The organism is Salinarchaeum laminariae, assembly GCF_023204835.1.
In the GTDB taxonomy this organism is placed as follows: Archaea; Halobacteriota; Halobacteria; order Halobacteriales; family Salinarchaeaceae; genus Salinarchaeum; species Salinarchaeum laminariae.
In genome coordinates this window covers 1417613-1435133 of the sequence record NZ_CP096270.1, presented here as the reverse complement: position 1 = coordinate 1435133, position 17521 = coordinate 1417613, and the positions used below count along the sequence as shown (strand labels likewise).

At 69.3% G+C, this 17521-nt stretch carries 14 protein-coding genes; 2 read left to right on the top strand and 12 right to left on the bottom strand.

Annotated features, from left to right (window positions below; all coding sequences use genetic code 11):
• Window positions 1-83: 83 nt before the first annotated feature.
• A complete protein-coding gene (gene dhaK / locus MXF70_RS06560) occupies window positions 84-1085 on the bottom strand; it encodes a dihydroxyacetone kinase subunit DhaK (protein WP_248518200.1) in 1002 nt (333 codons plus the stop codon).
• A 227-nt stretch (window positions 1086-1312) separates the two neighbouring features.
• On the opposite strand from dhaK, the gene MXF70_RS06555 reads away from it, so the two are divergent.
• A complete protein-coding gene (locus MXF70_RS06555) occupies window positions 1313-1576 on the top strand; it encodes an HPr family phosphocarrier protein (RefSeq protein WP_248518199.1) in 264 nt (87 codons plus the stop codon).
• Between the two features lie 47 nt (window positions 1577-1623).
• The gene (ptsP, locus tag MXF70_RS06550) at window positions 1624-3324 is read left to right on the top strand and encodes a phosphoenolpyruvate--protein phosphotransferase (RefSeq protein ID WP_248518198.1); all 1701 of its coding nucleotides are present in this window, start codon (window positions 1624-1626) and stop codon (window positions 3322-3324) included.
• A 40-nt stretch (window positions 3325-3364) separates the two neighbouring features.
• Here the strand turns inward: ptsP and MXF70_RS06545 are convergent, their stop codons facing one another.
• From MXF70_RS06545 to MXF70_RS06495, 11 genes are all read right to left on the bottom strand, one after another.
• Window positions 3365-4165, bottom strand: coding sequence for a CBS domain-containing protein (locus MXF70_RS06545; protein WP_248518197.1), 801 nt, complete (start codon window positions 4163-4165; stop codon window positions 3365-3367).
• Between the two features lie 61 nt (window positions 4166-4226).
• Window positions 4227-5762 (bottom strand): DHH family phosphoesterase, encoded by a 1536-nt coding sequence (locus MXF70_RS06540; RefSeq protein ID WP_248518196.1) that lies wholly within the window; start codon window positions 5760-5762, stop codon window positions 4227-4229.
• A 93-nt stretch (window positions 5763-5855) separates the two neighbouring features.
• Window positions 5856-7022, bottom strand: a complete 1167-nt coding sequence (locus MXF70_RS06535) for a DHH family phosphoesterase (RefSeq protein WP_248518195.1) — start codon at window positions 7020-7022, stop codon at window positions 5856-5858.
• 98 nt (window positions 7023-7120) lie between these two features.
• Window positions 7121-8026, bottom strand: a complete 906-nt coding sequence (locus MXF70_RS06530; RefSeq protein WP_248518194.1) for an SDR family oxidoreductase — start codon at window positions 8024-8026, stop codon at window positions 7121-7123.
• 85 nt (window positions 8027-8111) lie between these two features.
• Window positions 8112-8534, bottom strand: coding sequence for a DUF5791 family protein (locus tag MXF70_RS06525; RefSeq protein WP_248518193.1), 423 nt, complete (start codon window positions 8532-8534; stop codon window positions 8112-8114).
• A gap of 113 nt (window positions 8535-8647) precedes the next feature.
• A complete protein-coding gene (locus MXF70_RS06520) occupies window positions 8648-11695 on the bottom strand; it encodes a DUF7286 family protein (protein WP_248518192.1) in 3048 nt (1015 codons plus the stop codon).
• The gene (locus MXF70_RS06515; RefSeq protein WP_248518191.1) at window positions 11692-12708 is read right to left on the bottom strand and encodes a DUF7284 family protein; all 1017 of its coding nucleotides are present in this window, start codon (window positions 12706-12708) and stop codon (window positions 11692-11694) included. The genes MXF70_RS06520 and MXF70_RS06515 overlap by 4 nt, the downstream gene beginning before the upstream one ends.
• Entirely contained in the window at window positions 12705-13124 is a 420-nt protein-coding gene (locus tag MXF70_RS06510; protein ID WP_248518190.1) for a DUF7285 family protein, read from the bottom strand. The genes MXF70_RS06515 and MXF70_RS06510 overlap by 4 nt, the downstream gene beginning before the upstream one ends.
• The gene (locus tag MXF70_RS06505; protein ID WP_248518189.1) at window positions 13102-13569 is read right to left on the bottom strand and encodes a DUF7283 family protein; all 468 of its coding nucleotides are present in this window, start codon (window positions 13567-13569) and stop codon (window positions 13102-13104) included. Before MXF70_RS06505 ends, MXF70_RS06510 begins: the two co-directional genes overlap by 23 nt.
• 154 nt (window positions 13570-13723) lie before the next feature.
• Window positions 13724-15430, bottom strand: coding sequence for a type II secretion system F family protein (locus tag MXF70_RS06500; RefSeq protein WP_248518188.1), 1707 nt, complete (start codon window positions 15428-15430; stop codon window positions 13724-13726).
• Entirely contained in the window at window positions 15424-17511 is a 2088-nt protein-coding gene (locus MXF70_RS06495; RefSeq protein WP_248518187.1) for an ATPase, T2SS/T4P/T4SS family, read from the bottom strand. Before MXF70_RS06495 ends, MXF70_RS06500 begins: the two co-directional genes overlap by 7 nt.
• Window positions 17512-17521: the final 10 nt, after the last annotated feature.

Below are 17521 nucleotides of genomic sequence, written 5' to 3'. Positions count from 1 at the left end.
TCGCAATGCGCTTGGGTGTTCCGCCAACTGTGAACTGATGACGACGCCGTGTCGCCGCGTGGCGGTGCAGGTCCGGCGAGTCACTACTCCCGAACAGTCAGCGCTGGCGTGTCAGCGGGCGCGGCGAGGAGCTCCTTTCGCTCGTCGTCGAGTGCACAGACCGTGATCGAACAGCCCTCCATGTCCAGTGAGGTCATGTAGTCGCCCACCCACGCGTCCCAGACCTCGAGATCGTGCTCCTCGATGAGCTGGTCGACCCGGCGCTGGACGACGAACAGCTCCGAGAGCGGCGTCCCGCCCATCCCGTTGACGATCGTGAGCACCTCGGTCCCGGCAGCGAGCCCGAGGTCGTCGAGGACGGCCTCCGTGAGGTGGTCGGCGACGTCGTCGGCGGGCATCTGCTCGACTCGTTCGGTCCCGGGCTCGCCGTGGATGCCGATGCCGAGCTCGATCTCGTCCTCGCCGAGGTCGAAGGTGGGTTCGCCCTTCTCCGGGGTGGTACAGGAGGTCAGAGCGGTGCCCATCGTCCCGACGTTCTCGATAACGCCTTCCGCGTGCTCGGCGATCTGATCGAGATCGTCGCCGCGGGCGGCGGCAGCGCCCGCCACCTTGTGGACGAGAATGGTACCACAGACGCCCCGACGGCCGCTCGTGTACAGCGAGTCCTCGACGGCGACGTCGTCGTTGACCACGACCTGCCGGACGTCGACGTCCTCCATCTCGACCATCTCCGCGGCGGTGTCGAAGTTCATGACGTCGCCCTCGTAGTTCTTGACGACGACGAGGACGCCCTCACCGGCGTCGCAGGCCTGGATCATCGCCTCGAGCTGGTCGGCCGTCGGCGAGGTGAAAATCTCTCCAGCGGCAGCGCCGTCGAGCATCCCCTCTCCGAGGTAGCCCGCGTGGGTGGGTTCGTGGCCGCTTCCGCCGCCGGAGACGACGCCGACCTTGCCGTCGACCGGGGCGTCGGTCCGGACGAGCACCTCCGTCCCGTCCAGCCGCCGGAGCCGCTCCGGATGCGCAGATACCATTCCCTCCAGCATCTCGTCGACGACGTCCGACGGATCGTTGATCAGCTTCTTCATGGGCATCGATACCACGGCACAGGCAATAAATCGTCACCGTCGTCTACTGACATGATACGTTCCAAATCCCAGCCACTAGCTCCCTACGCAGCGTGCCCGAAACCACTGCACGTCGGAGTCGGCCACAGCACCGCAGATCGCTGGCACCCTCACCCTCATGACAGACGAGAACGAATGGCATACATGATGGTCCCCAGCAGATGTCGCGGGATTCGAGGTGAGACCCGATGGAACGGATCGTGACCGTCGAACAGGAGGCTGGCCTCCACGCACGGCCAGCGTCGGCGTTCGTCGAGGCCGCCGGCGAGTTCGAGAGCGAGATCACGGTCGGACGTGCGAACGGCGATGGGGCGGTCGACGCCGGAAGCATGCTCGCGGTCACCGGGCTGGGGATCGAACGCGGTGATGCCGTCCGCCTGACGGCGGAGGGGCCGGACGCCGACGACGCCCTCGACCAACTCGTTGCGCTCCTCGAACGACCGGAACCATGAACAGATCCGAATCATGAGCCGATCTGACCGGCGAGCAGACCAGAACCATGAGTAAGACCCTCTCTGGCGTCGGCGCGACGCCGCTGGCCGGCGTCGGCACCGTCCGCTGGTACGAGCCCACGATCCCGGAGTTCGACCGCGAGAGCGACGATCCCGAGGCCGAACGCCAGCGGTTCGTGGACGCGCGGGACTGGGCCCGCGCAGCTATCGACGAGGAGCGCGAGCGCGTCGCAGAGCGGGTCGGCGAGGAGGAGGCGGCAATCCTCGAGGCACACCGACAGTTCCTCGACGATCCGCAGATCGAGTCGGCCGTCGACGCGGAGATCGAGGGCGGCGCCACGGCCGAGGCGGCCGTCGAGGCGGCGTTCGCAGATCCGATCGAGCAGTACGAGGCCACCGGCGGCCGGGTGGCCGAACGGGCCGACGACCTCCGGGACGTTCGCGACCGGCTGCTCAGGACGCTCGCCGGCGTCGAAGACGTCGACCTCGACGCGCTGCCGGACGAAACGATCCTGCTCGCCGAGCGGCTGGTGCCGAGCGACGCCGCGGGACTCGATCCCGACCGCGTGGCGGGACTCGCAACGGTCGTCGGTGGCCGGACCGCCCACGCAGCGATCGTCGCGCGGGCGATCGGCCTCCCCGCGGTCGTCGGCGTCGGCGACCCCCTCCGGGAGATCGAGAACGGAACGACGGTCGTCGTCGACGGAGAGGCCGGCGTCGTGATCGTGGATCCAGACGAGGAAACCCGGACCGCCGCACGGACCGAACGCGAGATCGACGTGATCGACGAGCAGGTCGCGACCGCTGACGGCCGCTCGATCGAGGTGGCAGCGAACGTCGGCCGGCCGGGCGAGCTCGAGGGCGCAATCGACAGCGGCGCCGACGGCGTCGGCCTCTTCCGCACCGAGTTCCTCTTCATCGATCGCACCTCGCCGCCCGACGAGGACGAACAGTTCGAGACCTACTCTGAAGCGCTCCAGGCGTTCCCCGGCGAGCGGATCGTCGTCAGGACCGCCGACGTCGGCGGCGACAAGCCCATCGACTACCTCGATCTGCCGGCGGAAGCGAACCCCTTCCTCGGGGATCGGGGAATCCGGCGCTCGCTGGGCGTCGACGCCGACCTCTTGGAGACGCAGCTCCGCGCACTGCTGCGAGCCGCGGGAACGGCCCGAGAGGAAGGCGACGCCACTGGCGATCTCGCCGTCATGTTCCCGATGGTTGCGGACGTCGCCGAACTCGACGCCGCACTGGAGCGGGTCGATGCGGTCGCGGCGGCGCTCGAGGACGCCGGCGAGCCCTGCGCCATCCCGGAGCTCGGAGTGATGGTCGAGACGCCGGCAGCGGCACGGATGGCACCGGAGCTCGCCGACCGGGTGGCCTTCCTCAGCATCGGCACGAACGACCTCACACAGTACGTGATGGCAGCCGACCGAGACAACGATCGAGTGACGACCTTGCACGACCCACTGCACCCGCCAGTGCTCCGGACGATCGCCGACGCGATCGACGGTGGCCACGAACGCGACGCGTGGGTGGGGATGTGCGGCGAGATGGCGGGCGACCCGGCGCTCACGGAGCTCCTGATCGGGCTGGGTCTCGACGAACTCTCCGCGAGCGCAGTCACGATCCCGCAGGTGAAAGCGCGAATCCAGGAGACGGATACCGAGGCCGCCGAAGCGGTCGCCGAGCGAGCGCTCGCCGCCGAGACCCGATCGGCGGTGCTGGACGTGCTGGATGGCGACGACTGACTGGCTTGCCGTTTAGGGCGAAAAGAGCACACCCAGCACTCTACTCCTGCAAGCGCTTCGTCGTCTCGATGAGCGGGTGCCGGGCGTAGTCGACGACCTCGATGTCGGGGATCCGTTCGAGCCCCTCCTGGCGGGCGGTTCGCAACATCCCCAGCTCGACGAACTCGTCGACGACGATGACGTAGGCCTCCATCGACTCGACGTCGAGCTGATCTGCCGCCAGCACGCGGTGGTGGCCGTCGGCCAGCAGCAGGGTCCCGCCGTCGTCGATCACCACGAGCGGTTCGGCGAGACCGCGTTCGAGCTCGTACCGCCGGCCCTCGAGTTCGTCGGCGTAGACCTTGCCCTGGGTCGGGATCAGCTGGTCGAGGGCGACCTCCCGGCGCTCCTCCCGGAGCTCGAGATCGTGGATTCCCTCGAGCGTCCGGCGGAGTTTCCCGACCTTCTCCGGGGTCGCGCGCTCGATCTGGCTGCGGATCACGTCGGCGTGGGAGATGATTCCGACGAGCGTTCCGGCGTCGTCGACGACGGGGAGCTTCTGGATCCCAGACCGGAGGATGACGCGGGCCGCGTCGGTGATGTTCATCTCCGGGTGCGCGACGAGGATGTCGGTCGTCATCACGGTGAAGATCGGCGCGTCGGGTTCGGCGAGCAGGAGGTCCGAGGCGCTGACGAACCCTTCGACCTGTCGGCGCTGTGCGACGGGGAAGCCGCTGTGATCTGTCGATTCGACGATCCGTCGCGAGACCTCCTCGACTGTCTCGTCGGGATCGACGGTGGCGACGTCCTCCGTCATGTACGCTGCGACGCGGGCGTTGGGAGCGCCCTCCGCGACGGTCATGTCCGAACAGACGGGCGGCGGCGGCAAAAGCGTTCCCTGGCGGCGAGTTCTGCGGCCGGCCTCACTCCAGTTCGCCGTCGCCGCCATCGCGGTCGGGCTCGTGGTCGACCGAACGCGAGGCGTCACCGACACCCGACACCTCCCGGCGGAGCTCCGGCAGGAAGGAGAGGCCGTCGCCCGCCATCGCGTACCCCCCGCCAGCCGCCGTCCGGCTCGTCTCCAGCGCATCGAGGAAGGCGTTCGTCAGCACCTCCTCGACGATCTCGACCGGATTCTCCTCGTCGGGCTCGACCAGCATGCCGACGGGGAGCTGTGCGCCAGCCATGTCGGCGTGCCCGCCCGCGCTGCCGAGTTGGCCGTAGGCCGCCCGGAGCGTCTCGCCGAGGTCGATCTCCGTTCCCCGGGCGCGGCCGGAGACGTAGACCGTGTCGTCGATGATCCCGAAGACGAGCGTCGTGGAAACGTCCTCGAGGTCGAGCAGCAGGTCCGCCGCCTGTGCGAGTGCGTCACGATCGTTTAGCTCGCCGACGCAGGCGGTCAGCGCGTTCCCGTTGCGGATCCGGCGTTCGATGGCCCCGGCGAGCACGTCCATCGTCTCGCCGCTGAGGCTCGGGGATTCGACGCGTTCGAGGACGCTCTCGTCGACCCGTGGCAGGAGTCGCGCGGCGGCCTCGAAGTCCGCGACGGCGACCTCGCGCGTGAAGTCGTCCGTATCCACCCGGAGACCGTAGAGCAACGCCGTGGCGACCTGCTCGGTCAGCTCGATCCCGAGCCGGTCGAAATACTCCGATAGCAGCGTGCTCGTCGCGCCGACGCCGCTGCGCAGGTCGACGAACTCGGCCTCGTCGGGGCCGTGCGTCGGATGGTGGTCGATCACGACGTCGACCGGCGTGTCGTCGGGCAGCTGATCGTTGACGCCGGGGCGGGCGTGATCGACCAGGGCGATTCCGCCGTACTCCTCGAGCTCCGAGGGATCGTCGAGCGTTCGGAGATCGAGATCGAGGAGATTGACCAGTGCACGGTTCTCCTGGTGAGCGATCGCACCGAAGTAGCAAGCCTCGGCGTCTACGCCCACGCCGGCTGCGATTTCGACGAGTGCGACCGCGCTGGCGATCGCGTCGGGATCGGGGTTGTCGTGTGCGAGAACGGCGACGGGCTCCTCGATGCTCCGGAGTGCACGGCGGAGCCGGAGCGATCGATCGCCCGCGGACGACGCGACGTACTCCAGCACTCGATCCGCGACGACGCCCGCCGGATCGGTGGTTTCGGCGGCCGCAGCGAGCTCACCGTCCTCGCGCTGGACCCCGGGCTGTGAGAGCAATCTCGCGTCGGGGAAGACCTCGCGAGCGGCGACGGAGATGCGCGACGTTTCGTCGGCGCTCCCAGTGGCGACGACGACGCTCTCTGGATCGGCGTCGAGCTCGCGGAGGGTCGCCGGATCCGTTGGATCGGCTTCGACGACCGGGACGTCGCGCTCGGTGAGCCACTCTGCCTCGTCGGCGTCGTCGACCACGACGAGGAGGTCGCCAGCGGCTGCGAGACGCGCCAACAGCACCCGGTACTCCGGCCCACACCCGAGCACCACCCGGGTCGGCATATCATGGGCTACTCGCCCACCGCGGGAAAAAGGTACGCTCTCCGCGGCCGACTACGGTCGACGGTCACCCGCGAAACGTCCGCCGATCAGTGCTCAGACGTCGCCACGGAGGCACTCGAAGAGACGTTGGCTGAACTCGGGGACGTTCATCCCGTCGGATGGGCCGATCCCTTCCATGTGATCGATCGAGAGCTGGCCGCCGCCCATCCGCGCGTGGCCGCCGGCGCTGGCCATCGGGACGTCCTCGACGGCAGCTTCGAGCGCCTCACCCATGTGGACGCGATCGTCGCGGGAGCGCCCGGAGACGTGAAGCACGCCCTCGCGCTCGCCCATCACGACGACGGCGCCGACGCCCTCGAGGCGAACCAGTTCGTCAGCGGACTGTGGAATAGTGTCGGCGTCGGTGATCTCGCCGACGTGGCTCACTGCGAAGGAGCCGTCGACGGTCCGGTTCTGGATCGCGCGGGCTTTCACCTCGAGCGTCTCGGCGGTGACTTGGGGGTTGGCGATCCGTTCGAGCCGATCGCTGTCGATGGCGGGGTAGAGATACGAACACGCGTCGAAGTCGGCCTGCGTACAGCCCTCTGTGAGCCGGTTCGTGTCGGACTGGAGCCCGAACACGAGCCCGGTCGCCAGCGGGGAGTCGAGCGCGAGCGTGTCCCCTTCCGGCGCTGGATCCTCCGGCCCGTACCGATCCGCACCGAGTTGCTCGAAGTAGTCGGCGACGATGCTCGCACAGGAGCCGCGATCGGGCCTGACATCGGTGAACCGCGTCCCGACCCCGTTTCCAGGGTGGTGATCCACGACGGCGATCGGTTCGATGCCTTCGGCGCCGGGGAATCCCCGGGGAACGTTGTGATCGACGAGCACGACGTCATCGCAGGCGACGTCGGCCTTCCCCTCGATCTGATCGGCGTCGAACTCGAGGACGGTTCGGAACGCGCGGTTCTCCTGATGGCGGATCTGGCCGGCGTACTGTATCGTCGGATCGACGCCAGCAGCCTCGGCGATCTGCGCGGCACCCATCGCACACGCCATCGCGTCGGGATCGGGGTTCGGGTGAGTCAAGATTGCGACCTCCTCCCTTCCCGCGAGCACCTTCTGGAAGCGCTCGCCCGGCGTCCGGCGAAGTCGGAGGAACGTCCACGCCGTCCCACCGATCACGAGGAGAAGCCCGACGATCATCGCGGCGAGGAGGAGCGGGTCGGTGCCGGTCAGCGCCTCGGCCTGCCCGACGCCGACCGCGGGGACGCCCTGCATATACGCCCCCGAGAGAGCCGACCAACTAAACCGTTACCCCGTCTCGAATCCACAGATCGTTGCGCTGTGGAGAGCCCACACACCAGTGTCCGCCCAGCCTACTTGCTGTAGGCTTCGATCGCGTCCCGATACCCCTCACGAAACGACGGAAACGAAAACTCGTATCCCAGCTCCCGGAGCAGGTCGTTCGAACAGCGTTTGCTCGTCCGAAGGCGGCGTTCGGCCGGCTCCGAGAGGTCGCCGGCCGCCAGCCGCTCCTCGATCGTTCGCTTCTCCGGCGCTGGCTCGCCACACCGCTCGGCCAGCCAGTCCGCGAACGCCCACTTCGAGACCGGCTCGTCGTCGACGGCCAGCAGCGTGTCGATCGAACGGTCTGCGAGCGTCCCGTCGGCAGCCCCATCGAGCGCGAACCGAACCACGCCCGCCGCGTCGTCGCGATGGATCATGTTCAGATACCCCTCCGTGACGGGTCCCTCGACGTAGCGCTCCAGCCGGTAGCGATCGGGGCCGTAGAGTCCGGCGAACCGGACGACGGTTCCGTCGATGCCGTGCTCGTCAGCGACGTCGGTCGCCACTCGCTCTGCGTCGGCCAGCACCGCGGTCTTCTCCGTCGTCGGATCGATCGGCGTGGTCTCGTCGACCCAGTCGCCGTCGTGATCGCCGTAGACCCCTGTGCTGGAGGTGTAGACCAGCTGCTCGGGTGGGTCCTCCCGGCCAGCGAACTGCTCGATCGCCGTTTCGAGCCCCTCGACGTAGACGTGGCGGGCCGCCTCGGCCCCGCGACCACCGGAGCTCGCCGCGAATACCAGCGCGTCGACGTCCGGCACCGCGTCGAGCGATTCGGGATCGGTTACGTCGGCCTGCACCGCCTCGAAGCCGGCCTCCTCGATGGCCGCTGCCCCGTCAGCGGACCGGCGAACGCCGACGGCGTCGTGCCCGGTCGCCGTCAGCTGGCGACCGAGTTCGAGTCCGACGTAGCCACAGCCCAGAATAGCGACCTGCATGGAGACGTATTGCACGTCCGTGAGGAAAACCGCGACGGTCGATCGACTCGCGTGGCCGTCGCCGGCCACCGTTCACCATGCCACCCTACCGCCGGCTCGCGATGAAATGCTCCAGCCTGGCAAACTCGGCCAACGAGACCGGTGCGCGACGTTCGAGTCGCTGCTGGATTCCCTTGCCAGACCGCTCGCCCTCGTACTCCGCGGCGATCGTGTCGACGTCGAGGACCGCCATCGACATCCCCAGCAGCAGGTGGTCGCAGGCCTCCGCGTGAATCGTCGCGGCGTCGAGCTCAGAGTCGAGCGCCTGGATCGCGGCGGCATCCTCGAGAAACAGCTCCGGCGCCTCGCCGGCGGCGATGGACCGGAGCGTCGCCGTCTCGATCCCGGTCTCGGCTGCGACCGGTTCGACGCCGTGCTCGTCGACGATCCGGGCAAGCTCCGTACGATACTCGTCGGCGAGCGCCTCGGGCGTCGGCGCGTCGACCGACGTCCGCTCCTCGTGTAACATTGTGCGGAGTTCGTCGAGTGCGGGCAAGTGCCTTTCCCAGTCGGTCCGGCCGCGAGGCACCAATCTGTGGGCCCCAAGAGGATGGTAGTCGACGCGGTCGGGAGAGCGTCTCGCTAGTCCCAGCCGTCGGAGGTTTGTGTGAACCCGGACCCTCCGTTGCCGACACCACCGCCGCTGGGTGGGACGACGACGGCGACGGTCGTCGAGGCCTCGAAAGAGATCCGGCTCGCGGTCCCGAGACGCTCCGGCGAGCCGTCCCCCGTCACGTCGATGGCGACGTGCTGCCCGTCGCGAACGTAGCTGACGTGGCCACCGCCGCTGGGACCGCCCTGTGCCGCACGGACCGAGAATCCGGCGTAGGTGCCGGCGACCTCGACGCGCCAGACGTTCCCGGTCGCGGCCCACCAGCCGGGGAAGGGGACGAGCGGGAACCCACGCGTTCCGATGACGGGTGCGCGATCGAACTTGTTTGCGAGCCGTTGCTCGACGGAGTCCGCGACGGATCCTGCCTTCGCGGCAATGGCGTCCTCAGCGATCGATCGGGCACGATCCGTGGCGGCCTCGACGACGGAGAGTTTCACCTGCGCGGCGTCGTCGCCGAGGCGCGAGTCGACGCACTGGCGAACCATCGTCGCGGCGCGGTCGGCCGTGGTGTCGTCGACGTCCTCGTGGGCAGCGGCCAGTTCGCCGATGGCTGTCGCCGCGGAGCCGTCGTCGTATGCCAGGGCGCGCTCGGCCGGGCCGCCGAACTGGACCGTCGCGGCGTCGACGACCGCCGCCGCGTCGTCTTTCGACAGAGAGGTTTCCTCCGTCAGCGCGTCGACCGCTGCCTCGTCGACGGCCTCGACGCCTGCACGAACCTCCTCGCGTAGTTTCTCACGGTGGGCGAGCAGGCCACCGTCCCCAGCAGCGTCGGTGGGGATCGCGTTCGCGCCCTTCAGTGAGCGAGCCGCCATCGGGAGTGGTACTTTCTTCGTCGGAGAGTCGAAGAGGTTGACCACGATGCCCGCGAACTTCGAGGCCATGTCCTCCGTCGGGAGCGAGGCGATGGTCGTCGTATTTGCGGCCAGCGGATAGTAGGAGCCGTTCGCGTCGGTCGGTGGCGGGACCGTCGTCTGGTTCACCTCGTCGAGGTCGAGGTAGCCGGGGTCGGCGTCGACCGTGATATCGAGATCGGGTGCAGGCTCCTCGGTCGCCAGCGTCGCGGGCTCTGGGCGCGCGTAGTCCAGGCCGGTTTCGAGCAGCTTATTCAGGCCGATGCTCGGGAGCGTGGAGATCTCACTCACCTTGTCCGATATCGCGTCCTGCGTCCCGGCCATCCCCGCCGAGCGGGCTTCGAGACGCGTGAGGACGCGATCGAAGTAGACCCCGCGAGCGGCGACGGTCGCTCGCTGACCGAGCCCGTCGTACTCGGCGGGGACGTCGCGGTACTGATCTGCCGACGCTTCGAGTTGTCCCCGGAGTTCTGCGCTGGGATCGGCGTCAGTGGCCAGCATGGCGAGCTCCGTCTCCGTCGAGATTCCGCGGAGATCGTCGCGGAGCGAGCCGAGCGCCTCGTATGTGTCGTCGGACTGGTCGCTCACTGCCTCGGGCGAGACGACGCTCGACCGGCCGATCGACTCGTTGGTGGCCACGGCGCGGGCGACCGCGTCGATGCCACCGACGTCGTCGATCAGCGTCTCCTCGGCTCTTTCGGCGAGCGATGCGTACTGTTCGCCCTCTGGGCCAGGCGCGAGTGCGGACGGGATCCACTCGCGGTCGAGCGGCCGGTGTTCGAGGGCGATTCCCACGTCGACGTCACGGCGGTAGCGAACCTCGCCGTAGCGGACGCTGTCGTTGCCCTGGTGCTGGTACTCTGCGAGCACCGTCTCTTCGAGCACGACGGTTCGCCGCTCCGTCACCGAGCGCGACCAGCCGTTGGTCTCGGCTGGCAGCGATCCGCCTCCCGACTCGACGGCGACGGCTTCGACGGTGCTCGTCCCGACCGTCCCGACGCGCGTCCAGTTCCCCGCCGTGGAGATTTCCTGGTCGTAGCGGTCGCGAGCGCCGTAGGAGTCGGTGGTCTCGAGCGAGGCCTCGATGGAGCTCGCAGTTCGAACGATCGCCTCGATCGGATACTCCGCCGGGCTATCGGCATCATCGGGAACGAGGCCGTCTTCGGGATCGGCGGCGTCGTCGATGACGTCCGCGAGCGCGCTGTCGGCGGTGCCGTTGACGCCGACGACGGTCGTTCTCGTCGGCGGCGAGGCGACCTCGCCGAACGTCGGATCGTCGTCGTTCGCCTCCGGGAGGGCCGCGTCGGCGAATCCGCCAGCCTTGAGACCGATCGTCTCGTTCGCGACGACCCGAGAGGTCGCAGCCGCCAGCCCTTGCTCTGCCTGCTGATTCGAGTTCCCGAAGGTCGACCGCTGGGCGTCGAGCACCGCGAGGTTCGTCACGAGTTCGACGTGGCGGTTCGCGATCACGTCGTCGATCGGAAGACCGGCGTACTGGCCGTAGCCCCGGGTCCATCCCAGTCCGTAGAGCCCGCCGGTGAGCCCCCGGCTCAGACTCCCCGCCTCGAGTGTCTCGCCGTCGAGTCGCTCCTGAAACGTCGTCGTCCGATCGTGGAGCGTCAGGGTCGGCGTCGTGACGTTCGCCGAGATCGTCCTGTACCGGGTGTCGACGACCGTCCCATCACGGGTAACTTCGATCGGTACGTCGGTCACCTCGACGGCGACGATCCCCCGACTGGTCGCCTCGACGGACACCGTCTCCATCGCCGCCTCGGCGCTGTCCGCGTCGTTGATAGCGGCCAGATCGACGCTCGCACGGGCGTCGCCCACCCGCTGGCCGTCGCCCCGTAGCGCCTCGCGGAACTGGAGTGCGACGAGCAACTCGAGGTAGGATCGGTAGGGGCGGTCCTCGTCGAGTAGCTCCCCGAACTCCGTATCTGCGGGCGCCACGACAGGGTTCGCAGCAGCCGTGGCGCCGGCCTCTCGCATCGCATCGCGAAGCGCGGTCTCGGCGACCGACTCTGCACGATCGCCGGCGAGCGCCGCGTCGCGGTCGATTCGCCCGCCATCGAAGGAAACCGTCGCGATCGCGACCGATCCGAGCAACAGGAGGACGCCGATCAGCGCGAACGGAACGCGACCGCGCTCGTCGTCTGCCAGCCTCACGAGGACCACGTCCTGATGGACACCGTGACGGTGGTCGGTGACGCTGCGCTCGCAGCCTGCGCTGTTTTATCATACCCCTCACAGGCGACCGGCTCCAGCCGATCGGTCAGCGTCTGTGCGAGCAGCGAGTTTCTCGTTCGCGCGCCGGCGTCGTCTGGGACGACGTCGCTGTTCAGGTCGACGGCCGAGGAAGCCGTGGCGTACCGCTGCTTCGTCGCGGTGGTCACGGCACCGCCGGCGATGAGCGCGGTGTGCGTCCGTTCCGGTGGGAACACCGCCCCAACGGTGCGGACGGCGATCGAGCGGGCGAGATCGTCACAGCCGCCCTCCGCAGCGATGGTTGCCAGCGTTCCGCGTGGTTCGCCGGTGATCGACGCCGCATCCGCGTCTGCACCATCTCCAGCGTCGTCATCGTCTGCCTCGTCGTTCGTCGCGTCCGCGACGGGGAGCGTCCAGTTCGGCGTCGCTGGTGCGGTTCCTGTGGCGGCGTCGACCGGCACGGCGACGGTCGCAGCGTGAACGTCGACGTCGTCGGGCGGCGATGGGCCGACGACGAGCCCGGCCTGCAGCCCGGAGCCCTGAAGCGGTCGCCAGCGCGTCCGCACCTGGATCTCCACGTCGCCGTCGAAACGCGCGATCGCTCGACGGGTCGCGTTCCGTACGGCAGTCTCGTGAGTGGGTGCCCGCGAAAACGGCTCGTCGTCGAAGCGAGCGTTCGCGACTGTCGTCTCCGCGAGGAGTTCCGCGATCGTGCCGCGGTCCGTACGGATCGCACCGGCGTCGGCCGCGTCGCCGTCGGGAGCTGGCGTGTACTCGATCGTCGCCGTCGATGTCGCGAGCGTCGTCGTCGCTTCGGCGGCGACGTCCGGATCGTTCTCGGGGCCGTCGCCGGACTGGGGAACGGTGTAGAGTAGTCCGATCGCGGCGCTGACCAGCAGGAGGAAGACAGCCGCGTCGAGGACGGTGCTGACCGCGCGATCCGGAGCGCCAGCGGGAAGTGGAGAGCGAGTCACGACTCCCACACCCACACGGTGAGATTGCCAGCGACCTGCACACTCGGTGCGATCTGGACGGTCACGGGCCTGCTGGTGACGGCAGCGTCCGGCGGCGGCGTGGAGCCGTGAGAGTCGGTCGTATTCCGATAAGAGAGTTCGAGTCGGACGGCTTCGCCCGGCCGCGTGAACTGCTCGGGATCCAGCGAGGCGGACGCGTCGAGGACACCGTCGGCGGCGATCTCTGCGGTGATCTGCGCCATCGTTGCCTCCGCGTCGGTGGACTCGGCGGTCGGCGAGCGATCCGCCGCGACGCCAGCATAGAGCGTGATTCCCACGCCGATCGCGAGCACGGCGACCACTGCCGCGATCGGCTCGGTCTGTCCGCGCCGATCCCGCCACCACGCGGCCACCTCAGGCGGTAACGAGCGTGACATCCGTTCCTCCGTAGCTGAGTTTCCGGACGATCAGCCGATCGCCAGCCGGTTCGATGCGTCGCCGTTCGTCTCGAGCCGTCTCGATGGCCTCGGCGAACGTCGCCGTGGACTCGAAGAGTTCGTTCGGCGACGCGCCGAGAGCCACGCGGCGCAGATCCGTGCCGCGCTCGGCGGGCGTCATGCGACCGTGATCGATCGTGACCGCCTCCCTATCCTCGCCCTCGATCACGAGCCGGTACTCGCTCACGAGAACGCGGTCGGCGTCGATCGGATAGGTCGCACTCGCGGGAGCGCGACTCGCCGCGACTTCCTCGATCGTCTCGGCTGCGGGCGTCGCTCGCGATGGTGGCTCCGGCGTCACGGCGACGGCCACGCCCAGCACCGCAAGCGAGACCATCGAGACGCCGATCCAGACGTACCACGCGTCGATCGGGGGACCAAGCATGCCAGCAGGTCGCCGCCCCATCCCACCTTAAACTGTGGAGCACTCTGCGTGTCGCGAACCGACGACCACCTGCTACTGGTGAATGGACTGGTCGAGCGGACAGCGTAACCGAACGAAGCGGCGAGTCACGACAGCTGCAGTGGCTGTCGACGCCTCAGAACAGCAGTCCTGCACCGAGGAACCCGCCGAGGAAGACGGCGGTCGCACTCGCAGTTGCGATCCCGACGCGGTAGCCCGTCAACGGCCGGTCGAGCCCGTGGTCGATGCCTGTCGCGAGCGTGGTCAGGACGACCGCGAGACCGAGCACGTACGCGCCGACTGCCATCCCGAGTCCGGCGGTGGGCATCGTCCCGATCGCCTCCGTCTCGCCACCGAAGTCCGCCATGCCGTCGGCGAGCGCGACGGTGGCCCCAGCGACGAGCGGGCCGAAGATGGCTGCCGTGTTTCGCAGGGTACCGGTCAGCCGTGCCAGCGAGTGGCGAGCCTCGCGCTCGACGGACTGCAGGTCTTCGAGATGGCCCGCCATCGCGACGATGGCCTGTCCGGCTGGCTGGCCCTCCTGGGTCGCGAGCGTCAAAAGCTGCGCCGTCGAGTGGACGCGACGACTCGGGACCGTCGCGAGCGCGCCGTGCTGCCCGCGGAGCGCGTCGTCCGGGCCAACGCCGAGTACGCGACTCCGCCGCGCAGCGTCGGCCAGCACCTCGCCGGTCGCGTCCGGAAGCTCCTCGGCGGCAAGCTCCATCGCACGCTCGACGGCGTACCCGTCGTCGACCCGTCGGCCGAGCAGGTAGAGCGCGTCCGGAAGCCCGTCCTCGATCTCCTTGATCCGGTCGCGAACGACGACGGTCGGCCGGTAGTGAACCACGAGCCCCACGCCGCCACCGAGCCCGATCAGTGCGATCGGGACTGCCCACCGACCGATCAGAACGTCTGCGGCGAGCGCACTCGAAGCGCCGCTACCAACTCCGGCCAGCGGTGCGGCCCACCATCGATTCGACACGTCGGGGTGTGATCGGTCGAGATCGGGCGCCGGAAACGCGACCGGCCGACGAACGAGCAGCCAGCCCGCCGCGCCGAGCAAGATTGCCGGCAACGCCAGGTCGTAGATGACGATCACGACCGGGAGCGTAATGGGAACGCCGGCGGCACGTGCGCCGGGAAGCACCGCGACGAGCGCGAGCGGCAGCAGGACGCCGAACGCGTAAAGCCCGGTAATCGGACCACCCATGTTCGTGACGAAGGATTGGAGCCGTGTGTGGGTCCCCTCGAGGACGGCCTCGAGCGACCGCTCGAGTGCGCGCTCGCGACGCGCCGCACTCGCAGAGCCGGCGGCGGCGAGCAGGTGGCTCGCGCGAGCGAGCGCGGGGAACCACTCGCGCCACTCCGCTGCAAACCCGTCGAGCCCCGTTCCGGCAGCCCCCGCACTGGCCCGGACGTGGCGCCGGAGGCTGGCCGCGAGCGGACCGTCTCCCGAGTCCGCTGCGAAGGCGACCGCGGCCTCCGTCGCCGGATCGACGCGCATCCGGAGGATCGCGCGGCCGACCAGATCCGGTGCCGCGCCGAGCGCCCGGGAGCGGCCGAGCGCCGCGACCGCGATCGGCCCGCGGTGGACGGCGTGGACCACACCGAGTGCGAGTCCGATCGAGAGGGCGAGGGCGAGCGGACGGTAGGTCGCGGGGGCGAACAGGGCGAGTGGCAGGCAGGCGAGCCCCACGACGCCGCCCGCACCGTAGCCAGCGCGAACGAGTGTCGCCGGCGAAACGTCGGTCTGGAGGAAGGCGAGCGCACGCGAAAGTTCGTCGCTCGCCTCGACCTCGGCCGGATAGAGCCGTGCGAGGCCGGTGATCGTCCGCGTCAGCACGGTCGATCACCGCGCCGAGCGTAGGCGGTCGTGACGGCCTCGGGCGCCGTCGTTCCCCGATTCGCGAGCGATCCGAGAAACGCGCCGCGATCGTCGATCCGATCGCGGAGCGTGGCGTAGGACTCACCGGGGCGAGTGAGTTCCTGGAGCAATCGGCTGTTGCCGCGCTCGATCCGACCAGTCGGTGCGAGACGAGCCTCGGTAGCCGAGGCCTCTTGGTCCGCTCTGCGTGAGGGCTCTGCTTCACCTCCAACCTCCTGGGCACGTCCGCCATCGAGCGCGAACAGCGACTCGAACCGGACGCCGTCGTCGGACGCGATCACCTCCTCGATTCCCGCGACGCGACGGGCCTGCTCGCCGTCGGCCGTGCGATACTGCTCGCACGTGACCACGAAATCCGTCGCGCCGAAGGAGGCCTCTGGGACGCCGATGTCGCCGACGACGCGTTCACGGACGTCCTCGCCGCCGTCGCCGTGGATGGTCCCGAGGACGGTTTCTCCGCTGGCTCCGACGCGCATCGCCTCGTAAAGCACTGCGGCCTCCTCGCCGCGGACCTCCCCGAGGACGATCGCGCTCTCGCCGAGCCGGAGCGCGGTTCGTAGCGCTTCGGTCGGCGTCACGCCGGGACCCTCCTCGAGGGTCGTGTGCAAGGGCTGGACGTCTCGGCCCCGATTCTGATAGGTTGCGACCGGGAGCTCCGGCGTGTCCTCGATGACGATCGATCTGGTCGTCGCGGGCAGCTCCCAGAGCGCGGCGCCGAGTGCAGTCGTCTTACCCGCGCCACGCGTTCCAGCGAAGAGGCCGGCGGCGCTCCGGCGGACGGCAACGGAGAGCAACCCGGCTGCAGCGGGCGGAAGCGTCCCGTTATCGACGAGTGCAGGTAGCGTGAACGCGGATTCACCGCCGGATCGGAAGGCGAAGGCGTGTCCCTCCGTCGCGGGGTCGAGCACGCCCGCGACCCGGACCGTCTGGTCGGCGATCGTCGCCGTCGCGTCGAGCGTCGGGCTCGCACGCGAGAAGGATCGGCCACTCCGTCGACGGAGCGTCGACGCGATCGCACCGACCCCGTCCTCGCCGAGCCGGACGTTCGTCCGGCACTGCTCGCCGTCGACGACGACCCACAGCGGCGTCCCCGCTGCCGGACCGCTGGCGTACACGTCCGAGACGGCAGGATCGGCGAAACAGTCCTCGAGAACCCCGAATCCCCGAGTGTGCTTCCGGAGGACTGCTGCGAGCGTGCGAACGTCGGCGTCGTCGATGGCGTGGGGCTGATCAGCACCCAACTCGGCCGAACGACCCACCGTACCAGCAGTCGTAGCGGCGTGATCATCGTCGGTCGCACTGGGGTCCGTAGCCTCGACCGCACCGCCTGACGAATCGGTAGACTCGCGGTCGTCGAGGACGGCTCGAACGGCGGTCACTGGTGCGGGCTCGTCGCGTCGCTCTGCGAGTTCGTCGTAGGCGTCGGCGAGGACGGCGTGCGCGGCGGGACCGAGCTCGGTCTCGACGGGATCGAGGTGATAGCGTGCGGCGCCCGCGCCCGGCGCGTCGTAAATTCGCGCAGTGGCACCCGTCGGAAGCTCTCTGGCGGTCCGGAGGCGAGCGTCGGATGGGAGTGCAGTCTCGAGCCGTGCGTCGGCGACGGTCGGGGCGATTGCAGGCTGGAACGGCTCCGCACCATCCGTCGACGCTGCATCGAGCAACCCGACGTCGGCTGCGATCGTCGAGATCGGCGCCGCGCGGGCACCGGCGTCGGCCGCCGCGGCGAGTGGCTCCGTTCGCGCACGATCAGCGAGCGTGGGATCGGCATCGCGGGCGAGCGCGGCGAACCGCCCGGCTGCGTCGAGCAACGCGACGGCCTCGCGATCGTAGTAGCGATCGACGCCGGCGGACCGGACGCGGATCCGCTCGACGTCGCGGGTACAGAGCTCGTCAGCGACGGTAGCGCGACACGCCGGCGCACTGCCGAGGCGGCCGTCACAGTCCGTCGCGTCGACGGCGAGCGTGCTCCCGGCCGTCTCGATGAGGCACCCACACGCGGGGTCGTCAGTGCCGAGGACGCGTTCGAGTAGTGCGTGCATGACGGGCGGT

What these genes read in the sequence shown, in the direction of transcription:
- dhaK (WP_248518200.1), bottom strand. Translation starts at nt 1,085, where the DNA reads ATGAAGAAGCTGATCAACGATCCGTCGGACGTCGTCGACGAGATGCTG.
- MXF70_RS06555 (WP_248518199.1), top strand. Translation starts at nt 1,313, where the DNA reads ATGGAACGGATCGTGACCGTCGAACAGGAGGCTGGCCTCCACGCACGG.
- ptsP (WP_248518198.1), top strand. Translation starts at nt 1,624, where the DNA reads ATGAGTAAGACCCTCTCTGGCGTCGGCGCGACGCCGCTGGCCGGCGTC.
- MXF70_RS06545 (WP_248518197.1), bottom strand. Translation starts at nt 4,165, where the DNA reads ATGACCGTCGCGGAGGGCGCTCCCAACGCCCGCGTCGCAGCGTACATG.
- MXF70_RS06540 (WP_248518196.1), bottom strand. Translation starts at nt 5,762, where the DNA reads ATGCCGACCCGGGTGGTGCTCGGGTGTGGGCCGGAGTACCGGGTGCTG.
- MXF70_RS06535 (WP_248518195.1), bottom strand. Translation starts at nt 7,022, where the DNA reads ATGCAGGGCGTCCCCGCGGTCGGCGTCGGGCAGGCCGAGGCGCTGACC.
- MXF70_RS06530 (WP_248518194.1), bottom strand. Translation starts at nt 8,026, where the DNA reads ATGCAGGTCGCTATTCTGGGCTGTGGCTACGTCGGACTCGAACTCGGT.
- MXF70_RS06525 (WP_248518193.1), bottom strand. Translation starts at nt 8,534, where the DNA reads ATGTTACACGAGGAGCGGACGTCGGTCGACGCGCCGACGCCCGAGGCG.
- MXF70_RS06510 (WP_248518190.1), bottom strand. Translation starts at nt 13,124, where the DNA reads ATGTCACGCTCGTTACCGCCTGAGGTGGCCGCGTGGTGGCGGGATCGG.
- MXF70_RS06505 (WP_248518189.1), bottom strand. Translation starts at nt 13,569, where the DNA reads ATGCTTGGTCCCCCGATCGACGCGTGGTACGTCTGGATCGGCGTCTCG.
- MXF70_RS06495 (WP_248518187.1), bottom strand. Translation starts at nt 17,511, where the DNA reads ATGCACGCACTACTCGAACGCGTCCTCGGCACTGACGACCCCGCGTGT.